Here is a 14771-nt window from a genome sequence, read left to right as displayed (position 1 = left end):
CGTTTCTGCGTATTGTTGCAGGCTACTGTCTTGGGTAAACCCAAGCACATAGTTCGTAATGAAATGGAGAACGGATATACGGAAAGGCACTTCATTTGTCAAACCGACCTGACCGAACCGCAAGGAATAATTAAAAAATGATTTACTTTTTGACGGGATACATCGCCTTTGAAGAGTTTATACTGAAGTTTTTGCCCGTTAGTGATACTGTCTATTCTTATTTAAGGTTTTTGAGTGAAATCCTTATCTATGTTGCCTTTGGAAAACTCGTCATCCATAAACTGCATCGGGGCATTCCCTTCGTCAAAACAGCAATTGATTTACCGATTATAGGCTTTTACAGCGTCGTCTTGTTGTCAATACTCATAAACGGATCCCCCTTGATGGGCAGTCTTTACAACATTCGACCCTTTGCGCGTTATATTGTACTTTTTTATCTGGTAGCGAACTCTGCCCTCTCCGAAAGGCGTATTACGATCCTGTTACGCATAATTCTGGGTGTCGGTATTTTTCAGGTTACCGCGGGTGTCATTCAATGGTTGGGAGGGACCCCCGCATTTGATTTTTTTCTTCCGCGGGAAGCAACGCTCACTATAGGCGGCTTCGTGAAGGAATACCGGCTACTCGAACTTGGTAGAGAGATTGGTAGTGTCTATGGGACTTTAGGCGATACAGTGATTTATGGTATCTTTATGATTCTCGTTCTCATCGTCTATCTCTCCCGTATTCGGCGACTTGAATACCTGAACCTGCTCGGCGCAATTATACTCTTTTTCTTCATCGCGCGTTCGTATTCGCGCGCCGCAACCTTCTCTGCCCTTCTCGCAGGGGGAGCGTGGTTCTACTTCCACCACGGGTGGAAAAAGACACTTCGCTTAGCCGTAGCGACTGTTCTAATCTTCGGAATCCTGTTGGCAGTGGCAAACCCGTTTAACCTTGAATACGTAAATCCCCGTAAAGCGAGGGTTGGGCTCGTCGGCAATGTAACAGGCGTATTTTCTGGGTCTTATGTCCGTGTTGCACAAAAACAGAGACTCGGGGCATTGATCGGAAATGTTCCAACAGTCCTCGTGAACAAACCGATCTTAGGGTATGGAGCCGACCAGAACACCACGATAGAAGGACTCAATGTGAGCAAACGCTCCTACCTTCTCAAGATACTCAGTAAAAGCGGGTTCAAAGATGTTTATTGGGTAGCTATCCTCTGTTTCTATGGTATATTGGGATTGGGTTTTTTCGCTTTGATATTTTATCGACTCTTTCGCGCCGCACTCAGTCTTTACAAAAGAGCTGTCAGTCCATCATCTGTTGTGGACGCGGGGACCCCTGCTGCGAACGTGACACAACGGATTGCGATTATTATGCTTTGTCTTGTCGCTGTTACGGTATTCTTGCTTTTCTTTAATCGAACCCTTGAATATCGAGGTTATGGATTTTACTTTTGGCTCTGCGCTGGACTTATGTTCGCCAGCGATAGATCACTCCCAACCTATAGACCGCTGAGGATAACATTATGACCAAAGTTGGCAAGGTGCTGGGGATGCTGACACTATTTCTGGTAATCGGTTGTCAAACCCAAAAATCGCTGCCTGATACACTCTCTTTGGAAATTGATACACGTAACGGACAACCGCTCCGTCAAGCACTTTATGGCTTCAATACAAACATGATAAACGGCGATTACGGCTACCTTGATGACGATTTTGTTGCCTTAACGAAGGAACTTGCACCAAAAACACTACGATTTCCTGGTGGAGCGGTTGGGAACTTCTATCATTGGGAACCGGGCGGCTTTTTTGAGAATGAAATGGTATCGACGCTGAGTCCGAAGCTTAATGGACGGATGAAGAGAAATTACGTCAGACTTCAAAGGCTGCGAAACGGTAAAATCCTTTTCGACGATTTTATGCGGTTATGTAACTCGTTGAATATAACGCCTATTGTTGTTGTAAACTTATGGACAGGCAGCCCAGAGGAGAGTGCGGCATGGGTCCGCTACGCTAAAGACAAGGGCTATCAGATTACGTATTGGGAACTCGGGAACGAATACTATCTACCGCATTACCTCAACAAATACCCGACCGTTGGAACCTACATAACGGAAGCCAAGAAACATGCTGCAGCAATGAAAGCCGTCAACCCTGATATAAAGGTATCCGTGTGTGCTACTCCGATTGCCTTCCACAAGGAGGGCTGGTTCGTCAAGAAACAACAACGGAAATGGGATGAAGGTCTCGCAGCCGATAATAGTTTTTACGATGCTTATACCGTCCATGTCTATGCCTACAAAGCTCTTCGAAAAAAAGAGATAGAGGAGATGCGAGGCTACCTCATGGGATGGATTCACTTTGATGTCGCAGAGGCAATTGACTACTATGAAAAACTGTTTCCAAATAAGGAGATGTGGATAACTGAGTGGAACATCGCTAACCCGGCAAACCGGGTCGCGAATACCCAACTCCATGCGATGTATGTGGGCGATTTTTTTCTAAAAATGTTAGCGATTCCGAATGTTACACAGGCAAACTTCCACGTCATCGCCGGTCCCGGAAAGGGATTCCCTGCGTTTTCGCTGATAGTCCCTGAGAATCCTGATGGTACATTCTGGAAATATGGGGGTGAACCCAAATCCGATTTCGGTAATACGATTCGACGTGCTGTCTATCCTGCTTTTCAACTCATCGGTGAGGCGTTCGCTGCGGCTGACACACAGTTCCGCCTTTCAATTCAAAATCAGCCCGTTCTGGAAGGCGCCATAGAATATAAGGGTAAACAGATGCCCGGTATTCAGGCACAAGCCATCGGTGGGAATGCTGTGGAACATCTGACGATCCTCGTTAGCAATCGGACGGGTGAGCAATACGAACCGCAGCTTCTAATTGACGGTAAGCGTTACAAAGGCGACATTAACTACCGTTATGTTGCTGATGAGAGACTCAATGCAAGCAACGGTGGAAACGCCGAAATGGAGGGATCTGCCAAAATCGAAGTCCGTATCCAAGAGTGGAGCGGGAAGTCAACGGAACTCGTCATCCCCAAAAATAGTTTCGGGATTTTAATGATTCCTTACCGTTCAGTCAGGTAGGTTTGATAGATCAAGGGTTTCCTTTCCGTGTATTCGTTCTCCATTTCATTTGACAAGAGCGTAGAGCCCAAGCATCGCGCCGGGCGGGTCTACGGGAAGGAGCGTCAAGTATTTAACCTGCCTCACCGAACCGCAAGGAAAATTAAAAATATGGTATTTGTTGTTGGGAATAGTCGCAGCGGAACAACGATGATGGGACGAATTTTAGGGAAGCATCCAAATGTTTATACTTTTGGTGAGCTTCACTTCTTTGGTCAGTTGTGTGCGCCCCCGTTTTCATCAGCATCGCGTAAGGAGGAGATAGAAGAACTGACTTCGCAGTTACATTGTATTCAGCGAGAGGGATATCGCACGCATGGAAATCCACGCCGTTTCTTAGGCGAAGCACAGGTGTTTCTTGAGAGGCTAACCCCTTACCCTGAAACGCAAGCCGCGCTCTTTGAAGCTTTTCTCTACTATGTTGCTGCTGCGAATGGTGGGACGATCCCTTGTGACCAAACACCGCGTAATGTTTTTTATATTGCCGATATCCTTCAGCTGTACCCAAACGCGCGGATTATCAATATGATCCGTGACCCGCGGGATGTGCTATTATCTCAAAAAAGGAAGTGGAAACGCCGGTTTCTCGGTGGAAGCGATCTGCCAATGAAAGAAATGTTCCGCGATTGGGTGAACTATCATCCAATAACCATTAGTTACATCTGGCGCACTGCCGTCACCGCTGCTGAGCAGTTTTTACAACACGAACGAGTGACCTCCATCTATTTTGAGGAACTCCTCGCGCACCCCAAAGCAACCGTTAAACATCTCTGTGATTTTGTCGGTATTACTTACACGGAGGCTATGCTTCAAGTCCCGCAAGTCGGGTCTTCCGTGGCGGAGGACCAGCCCGAGCAACTCGGTATCAATCCGCATCGGGCACACAGTTGGCACAGCGACCCAACTGGAGGGGAACTCAGTTCGGCTGAAATCTACCTCAACCAAAAGATAAATGCAGCCCTCATGAAGAAACATAACTATAGTCCCGTCTCAATACAACCTAATGTCGCGAGTTTGATACTTCACCTGTTGGCGTTTCCAGTGAAATTAGGTGGAGCATTCCTATTTAACCTTGATCGTATGAAAAATATCCGTCAAACGCTAAAAAGACGAATATGATTGCACAAATAGATCCGAATTACATCAAAACGCGTCCGACGAAAGTAATAACGCGTCTCATGAGTTACGCGTTCTTTGAGGGACGTCCTGTAACCACAAAGGGGCGCTGGATAAATCCGCTCGTCTTTTCTCTTTTGAAAAGGTTTGCCACGAACAATAACAGATATAAATCTGTTGAAAAACCGATCTTCATCTTGGGGACCGGGCGCAGTGGCACAACGATACTCGGTATTGTGCTGTCCATGCACAGAGAAATCGGCTATCTCAATGAACCAAAAGCGATGTGGCACCTCATCCATCCGCATGAAGATATTATTGGGAACTACAGTCAAGCGGAGGCAAAATATCGACTCACGGCTGAAGATGCGACACACGAAATGCGTCAACGTGCTACCCAGATGTTCGGTGCTTATTTGACAGCAACTCGCTCGAAGCGGCTTGTTGATAAGTACCCGGAACTTATTTTCAGGGTAGATTTCGTTCGTGCGCTGTTTCCTGATGCGCGTTTCATCTTCCTCATCCGCAATGGGTGGGATACGTGCCATTCAATTGCAACTTGGTCAAAGCGACTTGGTGTTCAGGTCAAGAGTGAGCAACACGATTGGTGGGGTGTGGATGACCGAAAGTGGAGGCTCTTAATTGAGCAACTCGTTAAAACAGATCCGGTTTTCGCTGAAATGGAAACCGATGACATTAAACATTTTGAGCGACATCTCGACAGAGCCGCCATAGAATGGATCGTCACCATGCAGGAGGGGATCCGTCTCATGCAAGCAACACCTGATTGTATCCATCTCGTCCGTTTCGAGGATTTGACATTAGAGCCAGACAAAACACTTACCGCGTTATGCGACTTCTGTGAATTGCCAATAGACAGCACGTTCTACGAGTATGCTCGGCAGACCTTGCGTCCAGTACCCGCCAGAAAGCCTTTTGACGTTCATGCGAAAATCGCGCCTGTTTTCCATGACATAATGAGACAGTTAAGGTATAATAGTTAGGCGAATTTTTTGACAGAAATAGACTGTCAAAATCAGTTAACCGTAACAGTTCACGGTTTACTTGAAAAGGAGTTAGAATGAGATTACTGACGCTCCTGATTGCGTTAATACTTTGTGCATCTGTATTGCTTATCGGGTGCGAACGAATAATAAAACAGTCAGTTGTGGGAAATGCCGTCCCTCCACAAATCTCTTTAGAAAAAGCACAAGCGGCAATGAAAGGAGTCAGTGGAAGACGGGCAGCGGTGCAACAAAAAGCTGAAGAAACAGGCGATTTTTCTACTATATTCACTGCTTCTGATGACATCTTTAGAGAAGAACTCGGTTTTAGAAAGGAACTTTGGGTCGATTTGGCAGAGATATATCGCCAGGAGAACCTTGAAAATGCTGCATTGTTGGATGGACTTGAGAACCTGCAAGGTGCCTTTGCTGAAAAACTGAAAGCGGGAACGCTTGAAATGTTTTACTTTCAGTACATCAGGGCCTTTGATGAGATCATCATTGAATATCTCCGTCTATCTTTTGAATTCCCTGAAAAGAGTGAACAGGAACTCCTTGCGCTATTCAGAGTATCTATGAGAGATCAAAAAGCAATTATAGTATTTCCATAGGAATGATTCACATAAGGCAAAAAGATTCGACCAATTGAGGACTGGAGTGCCCCTTGACAAACTATCCTTTTACTCGGCGTGATTTCCTCTCAACGGCTTTGAAAGTAGGTACCGCCGCTTTCACAACTGGACTCTTACCGAAACAAAACATTAAGGCGCAAGGACGATACAATGTCCTGTTCATCATTGTAGACGATCTACGACCCCTGCTCGGATGTTACGGCTATCCAGAGATACACACACCTAACATCGATCGACTCGCTCAGCGAGGCACGGTTTTCAACCGTGCTTATTGTCAAACGCCTTTGTGTCATCCTTCTCGGACATCGGTGCTGACTGGACTCAGACCCGAAACAACAGAGGTATTTTCCAATGCTGCAAATTTTCGAGAAAAACTACCTGATGTTGTGACGCTGCCACAATACTTTAAGGCAGCCGGCTATCACACACAGTCTATCGGTAAGATTGAACATAACGCCTTAGCACGAGATGATGCCTATTCGTGGAGTGTCCCGTCATGGGTGCCACCGTGGTTACCATGGGTGCCTTTCGATCCAGTATATAGTCCCTCTTGGCAATCATTTGACGTTGACGATAACGATCTCCCAGATGGCAGAATCGCCGAACAGGCAGTGGGTGTTTTAGCGGAACTTCAACATACCCAATTTTTTCTTGCTGTTGGTTTTGAGAAACCACACTTGCCCTTCTATGCCCCGAGAAAATACTATGAACTCTACGCCCAAGAGGATTTCATCCTTCCTACGACTTCCACGCTCCCAACTGACGCTCCATCGGTTGCAAATAATAGGTTAGATGGTCTCAGAGAATATCAGGATATTCCGGATGATGGACCTATATCAGAGGCAAAGGCATCAGAGTTGGTTCTGGGGTATGCCGCCTCCATCAGTTACATGGATGCACAAGTGGGACGTGTCCTTCAGCAGCTGGATGCCCTCCGTCTTTCCGAAAATACTGTTATCGTTTTTGTAGGCGACCATGGATTCCATCTTGGGGAGCATGGGACATGGCGCAAGAACACGCTTTTTGAGGTTGCCCTCCGTTCACCCTTGATTATCAGTGTGCCAGGGCAACAACCGAACCGAGCCGATGCGCTGACTGAACTTGTTGACATCTATCCGACGCTGTGTGATGTATGTCAACTCCCAATACCTTCAGGGTTAGAAGGTTCCAGTTTCATGCCGGTTGTTAGACAGCCCACGCTTCCATGGAAAACAGCTGCCTTTAGTCAACTTAGACGGGGAGGCATCAGGGGACGGTCTATTCGGACGGAGCAATATCGATATACCGAGTGGGGAAACAAAGGCAGGCGCGGGATAGAACTTTACGATTACGGGGCTGACCTGAATGAGACCGTCAATATCGCGGAACTACCAGAAAACGTAGAGCTCGCTGCACAGCTCAGTGAACGGCTGCACGTCGGCTGGCAGGGGGCTTTGCCGGATAGTCAACTACAAACCCTTATTCCACAAATGCTACCGTGGGATATCAATAACGATGGTGTGGTCAATATTCAAGACCTCGTTTTGGTCTCAAACAATTTTGGGGCAGTGTCTCCGCGACATCCGAAGGCTGATGTCAATGGGGACGGGCGTGTTAATATTCTCGACTTAATTCGCGTTGCCGCACACCTCGGTAAACCCAACGGATAGCAGGATTCTTAACTACTGAAAAATATGATAATTTTACGTAATTTACCAATTGTTTGCCTTGCAATATTACTCATAGTTTCCCCGATGGTAGAGGCTGCCTCACTTATTAATGTGCCGCTCAATCCGGACTTGTCAGACTTTAATCGTGAAACCTATCGCTTTGTGCATCGTTTACTTAATAAACGGGCTTTGCCCGGCATACGGCGCGGTTCGTTACCGCTCACCCGCAAACAGGTTGTGTCTTATCTGTTAGAAGCGGATCGGAAACAAAAAAATGGCGAAATCGCATTGAGTACCATTGACCAAGATCGACTAAACACGCTATTGACCTTTTATCGCGAGGCATCGGAGGGGGTTGTAACCCCGATTCATCCGAAACAGGTTATAGAAAATGCAGGAGGGGAAAAAACACGCAAGCAAAAACACCCCGATTCCGAAACCGAAAACCCGTCTGGAAACCGACGATTGCACCTAATGACAATGACGGGCAAAAACTACCGTTTCTCTTTCGACATGAGAGCCTCACAACGTGTTATCGCTTATCTTGTCGATAATCTGTCGGTAGGGACTGGGGCACCCAACCCGGACGAAGGAAACATGCATGTTACCACCTTCTATCCACATCTCTATGGACAGGTGGGGGAAACGTTCGCCTTTACGACCGATATAGCGCATAGGTTCGTCTACGGTGAATTTTTTGATGATTTCTTTCCTGATGAGACGAAAATCAGGCAGTTGGAGGGTGGACTCAAGAATCGGACTGCAATTAACGCCTATCTGAAGTTTGATTTGCCGTGGCTCGAGCTGCAGCTCGGACAGGATACACTTCAGTGGGGACCTGGCTATCATGACAGTCTTTTAGTCTCCAAAAATCCGCTCGCTATGGACATGATTAAGCTCCAAGCCACCTACGAACCGGTCACCTTCACAGCGTTCACGGGTATATTGGAAGATATGTCAGCGGAGATCAATGATAAGTATATTTCAGGTCATAGAGTTGAGGGATACTTTTGGGATAGGTTCGGTTTCGGTCTCTCTGAAGTTGTCGTCTATGGCGACCGTTTTGAACCCGGGTATCTCAACCCGGTCAATATCTACTTGATTAACGAGCAACCGATTTCACGGGCAGATGGGCGCGTCCCCGGCAGTGGGGACAACGTCCTTATGAGTGTTGATATGCGGTTTCGCCTTGTGGACGATTTTGAAATTTATGGCGAACTCATGGTTGATGATGGGAACCCGGCAGCGAATTTTAAGCATTGGGATACAAAGTTTGGTATCCTCGGTGGGATATATCTAACGGACCCTTTTGGCATCGCAGATACTGACTTCCATGCCGAATACGCCTTTATAAACCAATACGCATATACGCACGTAAACCCTGCGAATGTCTACAAACACTTCACCACACCCATCGGACATCAGATCGGTTCTGATGCAGACAATCTATGGGTAGAACTGCGTCGCCGATGGACAGATAGGCTTGAAACGACTTTCGGCTATGAATTAGAACGCCACGGATCCGGTAATATTGACAAGCAACATCCGGCGGATGCCCCAAAAGACGATGTGTGGACCCCGTTATCTGGTGTCACAGAGAGTGAGCATCGTTTTTCAGTTGGGGCTAACTGGGTCGTTATCGGACATTACTCACTCTATGCAGAGTGGGCACGCGTGTGGAGACGGAACTTGGGAAATCGTAGAGATGTGCACGAAAATGCAAATGAAATTGAAGCCAAATTCCTCTACCGATTTCCCTAATAAAAAAAGAAAAAAATGAAGATTTGTCCCGTTCCAATCATCAAAGGATACAAGCTTTGCCTGTAAACTTCCGATCGTGAAAACAAATTGGACTTTCGCGTCCAAAATGGGTATAATATATAAGGGAAATTAGAAAATGAGGATTCGGGTGTTGGGCATACGCGGGCTCCCCGCTACCTACAGTGGACTGGAAACTATTATGGGTGAACTCGCCCCCCGCTGGGTAGAAGCCGGTCATGAAGTTATCGTCTACTGTCGGAAGGCACTTTTCAAGGAGAGACCTGCGGAATGGCAGGGCATCAAGCTCGTTTATTTGCCAAGCATAGAGCATAAGATGTTCAGTACCCTGAGCCACAGTTTTCTCGCAACCGTGCACGCTTCGGTTACCGCATCTGATGTCATTTTGACATGGAATGCCGGCAATGGTCCCTTCGGATGGTTCTTCCGTATCGCAGGCAAAACCGCTGTTATCAACGTTGATGGAATGGAATGGCTCCGTCCAAAATGGAAAGGGCTTGGTGCCCTTTACTTCAAGTGGGCGGCAAAGATGGCGACGGCAGCGTTTCCAATTGTTATTACGGATGCCTCTGAAATGAAGCGTCTCTATCTTGAGGAGTTAGGGGCAGAAACCACTTATATCGCTTATGGCGCGAATATTGAGCCCTCGGAACGTCCAGAAATTCTGGAGACCTATGGACTTGAACCCCGGAATTATTATCTTATTGCCAGTCGACTCGTCCCGGATAACAATGCCGACCTCATTTTAGAGGCGTTCGTTGCTTCAAAGAGCGGAAAACAACTCGCGATAGCCGGGGGCGCTGATTACAAAGGCAACAAACTCGAAAACGAATTTCTCTCGAAGTTAAAAGGTATTGCGAACGAGAACGTCAAGTTTCTTGGACATATTGACGATTCTGAGCATATTAAAGAGCTTCACCATCACTGCTTTGCCTACGTCCATGGACACCAGTTCGGAGGTATTAATCCTTCTATTCTAAAGGCCTTGGGGTTTTCCAACTGCATTCTTGCACTGAATACGCCTTTCAACGATGAAGTGCTGGAAGGTGGGCATTATGGGGTGCTTTTTGACAAAAACGTCGCGTCGCTCACAGAAAAATTTCAGATGTTGGAACAAAATCCCGAACAGGTTGAAGGTTTCCGACGGCGCGCACCGGAACAGATCCGAAAACGATTTAATTGGGAAAACATAGCGCAGCAATATCTTGATGTTTTTGAAAAGCTCCAGAGGACTTAATCATGCCATTCCTATCAAGAAACATAGACCAGATAGGAAAAGATGCAAGCGAAACCGGCTTGCATGCTTCGCCAAAAATATCAAAAACAGGGACTCTTGTGGAACGACTCTCCTCTTTCTATGCAACGCGTGGCAAACATTTGTTTGACGCTATTGCCGCATTTTTCCTTATCATTATCTTCGCCCCTCTCATGGCACTGATTGCCATTCTCATTAAACTCACCTCACGCGGTACCGTCTTTTTCTCACACAAGCGGGTTGGTCTAAAAAACGAACAGTTTGTTATCCACAAGTTTCGGAGCCTCCATGTGGATACGCCCTCCTATTCCGAAAAACCTGGCGCGATTGATGACAAACGCATTACACCGGTCGGCAGATGGCTCCGTAAAACGAGTTTGGATGAGTTACCCCAACTGTTCAATGTGCTAAAGGGCGAAATGAGCCTCGTGGGTCCGCGTCCAGAAATGCCCTTTCTTGCCGAACATTATGAACTTTGGGAAAATCAGCGCCACCTCGTCCGTCCCGGGATGACAGGTCTCTGGCAGCTGAGTCCACATCGACAAGGAGCGATCCGAGATGGCATCCCTGTTGATTTGGAATACATTGAGAATCTATCTTTCTGGAACGATTTTAAAATCCTCCTCCGAACCTTCAAAGTCTTTTGGGATAACAATACCTACTAATCCAATGAAAATAACGTTCGGAGACCTCGGTAGAATCCTGCGACGTAGTTTTCAACTGAAATGCCCCCGGTGCGGTGAAGGCACGCTGTTTCAAACCTATTTCAGGATGTGTGTCCATTGCAGCGTCTGTGATTTAAAGTTTGAACGAGAATCGGGTTACTTTATCGGTGCCATGTACCTCAATTACGGCGCGACAGTCCTTATCGCTTTTCCAAGTTATTTTCTATTTGAGACCTTGACTTCTATTCCTTTCTACGTTAATTTAGGTGTGTGGGCACTCTTTTCCGCGATCTTCCCCGTTCTCTTCTACCGTTATTCAAAGAGTTTGTGGCTGAACTTTGACTATGCTTTTTCCGCATAGGTCCAAGTTGTAAGGTTCACCGCGTGAAAATTTGACCGCGGGTGTACGCGCCTGCATCGGAGGCGAGGAATGTGAGGACCCGTGCGACTCCCGCTGGGTCACCAAGTGAGTTACGGGCATTCGCGACCGCCGCATCTGGATCATGTCCATCCCGCTTTGCCGATTCTGCGATCTGTCCGAGTTTGAGTGGGGTTGCGAGGCCACCGGGACAGATGGTATGCATACGGATATTCATTGACGCAACCTGATTTTCTACCGTCATGACAAGCCCGTTGACACCCCCCTTGCTGGACGCATAAGCAACCGAGGAACTCCCACCGCGGACCCCGGCACCAGAGGCGATACACAGGATAACACCACCCCCACGTTTCATTATTGGAACAGCATGTTTGAGGGCGAAGAATGTGCCTTTGAGATTCACATCGATAACTGAATCGAAGGTCGCAGCTTCAAAATCATCGATGCGGACACTCGGTCCACGCAGGACACCTGCGGAAGTTACCAAAATGTCAATCCCGCCGTATTCCGTATCGGCGATTTCCATCAAATCCGCTACTTCAGTCTCGACGGTGACATCGGTGCGTTGAAATTTAGCAATCCCACCTGCTTCAACAATTGTATTGAGTGTTTTTTGAGCGTCTTTTTCATTGATGTCGCCGCAAACGACTTTTGCGCCTGCTTTAGCATATTCAATCGCGGTTGCGGCACCAATACCTGTGGAGCCACCGGTAATCACAGCCACCTTATCGTTAAGTCGAATGTCCATCGTTTATCTCCTTGAAAATGGCAGAAATAATCCCCGTATTATCAACTTCAGTAATGAAGATTATAAGGGTGATATACGGATAGTGCAAGTATTTTTATTTTGATATCGGGGGAGACACACGTAGAGTTTACGGTGTTAGATAGGAGATCACAGGGGAGACATCTAACTTTTAAACTGGAAACGGTAGGGAATGCGCAGACGTTGACTGACAACCTCTTTGCCCCGTTTCGCTGGCACGAATCGGGATGCTTTGAGTGCCGTAATTGCCGCTTCTTCACACCCTAATCCACCAACCTCAATTACCTTGATAACTTTGATGTTTCTCGCGATGCCATCTGGACCGATTGTCGCTTCAAGCACAACGAGTCCTTCCGTGTGGGAAAGCCGGGCAGATTCGGGATATATCGGATCGACTTTACGGAAGAACCGGGCATCTTGTGTGGGTTCCTCCTGCAGTGCTGGCACTGGTGGTAGTTCAGAGACTTCAGTGCTTGCAATGACGGTTGGTGTCAATGTCCACTCTGGACGGGGGATCCCTTTGGAGGTCAAACGGATCGGTTGTGAAACCCGATCGGGTGCCCGAAGTGGTAAGCTACCCTGAAGTGTTTTTACACCGTCTATTCCAATTTCTGTTGGCGTTGTCTGATGAACACTTGAAACCGGGAGCGTATCAATAGCGAGTTGTGTTTTGCTTTGTGGTATGTGGACGGCTTCTGAAATCGTCCGAATACGCTCGGGCTGCGGGCGGATGAAATCTATCTGTGTTAATACTGGCACTTTGAGTTTCCGACGTGGCTCGCGGATCTGTTGTGTCTCTGGGAACGAGACAAATTCAGCGACAATCGCATCGCCATGTTTGTCTACTGTCCCGATGATAGATATCGCTGCAATTGCAACGCCTATCAAGTGAACGCAGATAGATAAAGATAGAGACTTGTTCAGAAATTGGACAGACCTGTTCATAATTTAAATACCTATGTACTAACTTCGCATCGGTGAGTTCCACGCTTGAAAGTTTGCAAGTGTGCTAAAGTTGCGGTGTGCCTGAAACTGTTGAGGTATCTTACGACTTGGAAACAACTTTACAGACTTTAGATACCCTTTTCAACTTCTTGACGGAATCAAGTATTTACACCGAACGTAGCAAAATCTGTGCCAATCTTCACTAATTTGTAAAGGAACGAAAAAATTTGCAATTTTCCACTGTTTGTTGTAAAATTTTAAAACAGACGATTGAATTTATGGCGACAGGCAATGTCAAAATTAATTGAGGAGGAACAATATCCATGGAAGTGAGAATCGAATACTGCACCGCCTGAAACTACCAACCACGGGCAGCCAGTTTGGCAGATGCCTTGAAACAGAAATATGGTGCGGCGGTTAAGACAGTTGATCTAATCCCTGGTAGTGGTGGGGCTTTTGAAGTCTCGCTGAACGGGACACTGCTCTATTCAAAGTTAGAAACCGGACAGTTTCCGACGACGGAGCAGATAACAGCCGCAATGGACGCAGCGGCGTAGCCAGCGTCTTTGGAAAGGCGGAGGTGGTTATTTACTACCTCCGTTTTTTGTTACTTTACAGCAACGATTGCGATCTTCCAGCGGTCTGCTTGCTGAATCAGCACATCGGTATCTATCATAAAAGTTCGGCACGCTTCCACTGCTAACACACTCGCTTTAACGTCATGCAGCACCTCAAGTGTTTGCAGTCCCACCGTCGGCACATCAATCCGAAAATCGTGGTTCTCAGCTGCGGCTTTCGCAACAACGATTCCCTGCTTTCCCAAATTTCCGCCCCTCTGAATAGTCGCGTCCGTTCCTTCAATGGCTTCCATAGCAAGCACAATCTGATTCTTAACCGCAACCGTTTGCCCAATATCCATGTTTGCTATCTGGCGAGCGATACTAATGCCGAGTTTAATATCTGCCCATTGGCTCGCGGTCGGTTGTCGAGTTGTTAAAACGCTGGGCTGTGGAAGCAGGTGTTGGAGATATCGATCTTGGGTGAGGATGGTAAGTCCGACAGATTCGAGATAGTTAAGGGCAGCGTTGACGATTACGGAAGGTTTTTCGCGCCGGTTCTGGACCAGAATTTTAATCGTGGTCGTATCAATTTGAAAGGGACGAAGGAGGATATTTTTTTCGACTTTCCCGATGATCACAACCTCTTTCACGCCTGAATTGAGAAGGGTTCGGGCGATCTTTTGAATCTGACCGACTCCATACGTATGAAGTTCACATTCGATTCCGGCAAAGCGTTGCGCATCAGACTTGGTGATTTGGATGATAACGGGTTGTCGTTCATGGGCAGCAGCGGCACGTGCTAATAGCACGGGGAGTTCACCTGCGCCTGCAATGATACCCAATTTTTCCATTTTTAATTTTACCTTGCGGAAAAACGTCAAACTTGAAACCCACCGA

General features: G+C 47.0%; 14 protein-coding genes. 11 read left to right on the top strand and 3 right to left on the bottom strand.

All coding sequences use genetic code 11. The features are described 5' to 3' along the window. Positions 1-137: 137 nt before the first annotated feature. The 10 genes from F4X88_17620 to F4X88_17575 all read left to right on the top strand — a co-directional run bounded on the left by F4X88_17620 (position 138) and on the right by F4X88_17575 (position 11585). Positions 138-1517, top strand: a complete 1380-nt coding sequence (locus F4X88_17620) for a hypothetical protein (protein ID MYA58105.1) — start codon at positions 138-140, stop codon at positions 1515-1517. Then, positions 1514-3085, top strand: a complete 1572-nt coding sequence (locus tag F4X88_17615; protein MYA58104.1) for a hypothetical protein — start codon at positions 1514-1516, stop codon at positions 3083-3085. Before F4X88_17620 ends, F4X88_17615 begins: the two co-directional genes overlap by 4 nt. Before the next feature lie 150 nt (positions 3086-3235). Beyond that, on the top strand, positions 3236-4243 hold the full coding sequence (locus F4X88_17610; GenBank protein ID MYA58103.1) for a sulfotransferase: 1008 nt from the start codon (positions 3236-3238) through the stop codon (positions 4241-4243). Then, positions 4240-5244 carry a sulfotransferase gene (locus tag F4X88_17605; GenBank protein ID MYA58102.1) on the top strand — a complete coding sequence of 335 codons (1005 nt, stop codon included), beginning with the start codon at positions 4240-4242 and terminating at the stop codon, positions 5242-5244. Before F4X88_17610 ends, F4X88_17605 begins: the two co-directional genes overlap by 4 nt. A 77-nt stretch (positions 5245-5321) precedes the next feature. After that, a complete protein-coding gene (locus tag F4X88_17600) occupies positions 5322-5855 on the top strand; it encodes a hypothetical protein (GenBank protein ID MYA58101.1) in 534 nt (177 codons plus the stop codon). A gap of 41 nt (positions 5856-5896) precedes the next feature. Continuing rightward, a complete protein-coding gene (locus F4X88_17595; GenBank protein ID MYA58100.1) occupies positions 5897-7525 on the top strand; it encodes a sulfatase-like hydrolase/transferase in 1629 nt (542 codons plus the stop codon). Positions 7526-7549: 24 nt separating this feature from the next. Further along, positions 7550-9286, top strand: a complete 1737-nt coding sequence (locus F4X88_17590) for a capsule assembly Wzi family protein (GenBank protein ID MYA58099.1) — start codon at positions 7550-7552, stop codon at positions 9284-9286. A 136-nt stretch (positions 9287-9422) separates the two neighbouring features. Then, the gene (locus F4X88_17585; GenBank protein ID MYA58098.1) at positions 9423-10541 is read left to right on the top strand and encodes a glycosyltransferase family 1 protein; all 1119 of its coding nucleotides are present in this window, start codon (positions 9423-9425) and stop codon (positions 10539-10541) included. Positions 10542-10543: 2 nt separating this feature from the next. Next, positions 10544-11224, top strand: a complete 681-nt coding sequence (locus F4X88_17580; protein MYA58097.1) for a sugar transferase — start codon at positions 10544-10546, stop codon at positions 11222-11224. Next, positions 11118-11585 (top strand): DUF983 domain-containing protein, encoded by a 468-nt coding sequence (locus tag F4X88_17575; protein MYA58096.1) that lies wholly within the window; start codon positions 11118-11120, stop codon positions 11583-11585. Before F4X88_17580 ends, F4X88_17575 begins: the two co-directional genes overlap by 107 nt. Before the next feature lie 16 nt (positions 11586-11601). Here F4X88_17575 and F4X88_17570 read toward each other — a convergent pair whose 3' ends face one another. Beyond that, a complete protein-coding gene (locus tag F4X88_17570; protein ID MYA58095.1) occupies positions 11602-12351 on the bottom strand; it encodes an SDR family NAD(P)-dependent oxidoreductase in 750 nt (249 codons plus the stop codon). Positions 12352-12513: 162 nt separating this feature from the next. After that, on the bottom strand, positions 12514-13314 hold the full coding sequence (locus tag F4X88_17565) for an energy transducer TonB (protein MYA58094.1): 801 nt from the start codon (positions 13312-13314) through the stop codon (positions 12514-12516). Between the two features lie 380 nt (positions 13315-13694). On the opposite strand from F4X88_17565, the gene F4X88_17560 reads away from it, so the two are divergent. Next, positions 13695-13871 (top strand): SelT/SelW/SelH family protein, encoded by a 177-nt coding sequence (locus tag F4X88_17560; protein MYA58093.1) that lies wholly within the window; start codon positions 13695-13697, stop codon positions 13869-13871. A gap of 50 nt (positions 13872-13921) precedes the next feature. Here the strand turns inward: F4X88_17560 and F4X88_17555 are convergent, their stop codons facing one another. Continuing rightward, positions 13922-14725 (bottom strand): LpxI family protein, encoded by an 804-nt coding sequence (locus F4X88_17555; protein ID MYA58092.1) that lies wholly within the window; start codon positions 14723-14725, stop codon positions 13922-13924. Positions 14726-14771 lie beyond the last annotated feature (46 nt).

Source organism: Candidatus Poribacteria bacterium (genome assembly GCA_009839745.1).
Taxonomy (GTDB): Bacteria; Poribacteria; WGA-4E; order WGA-4E; family WGA-3G; genus WGA-3G.
This window is presented reverse-complemented; position numbering and strand designations above follow the sequence as displayed.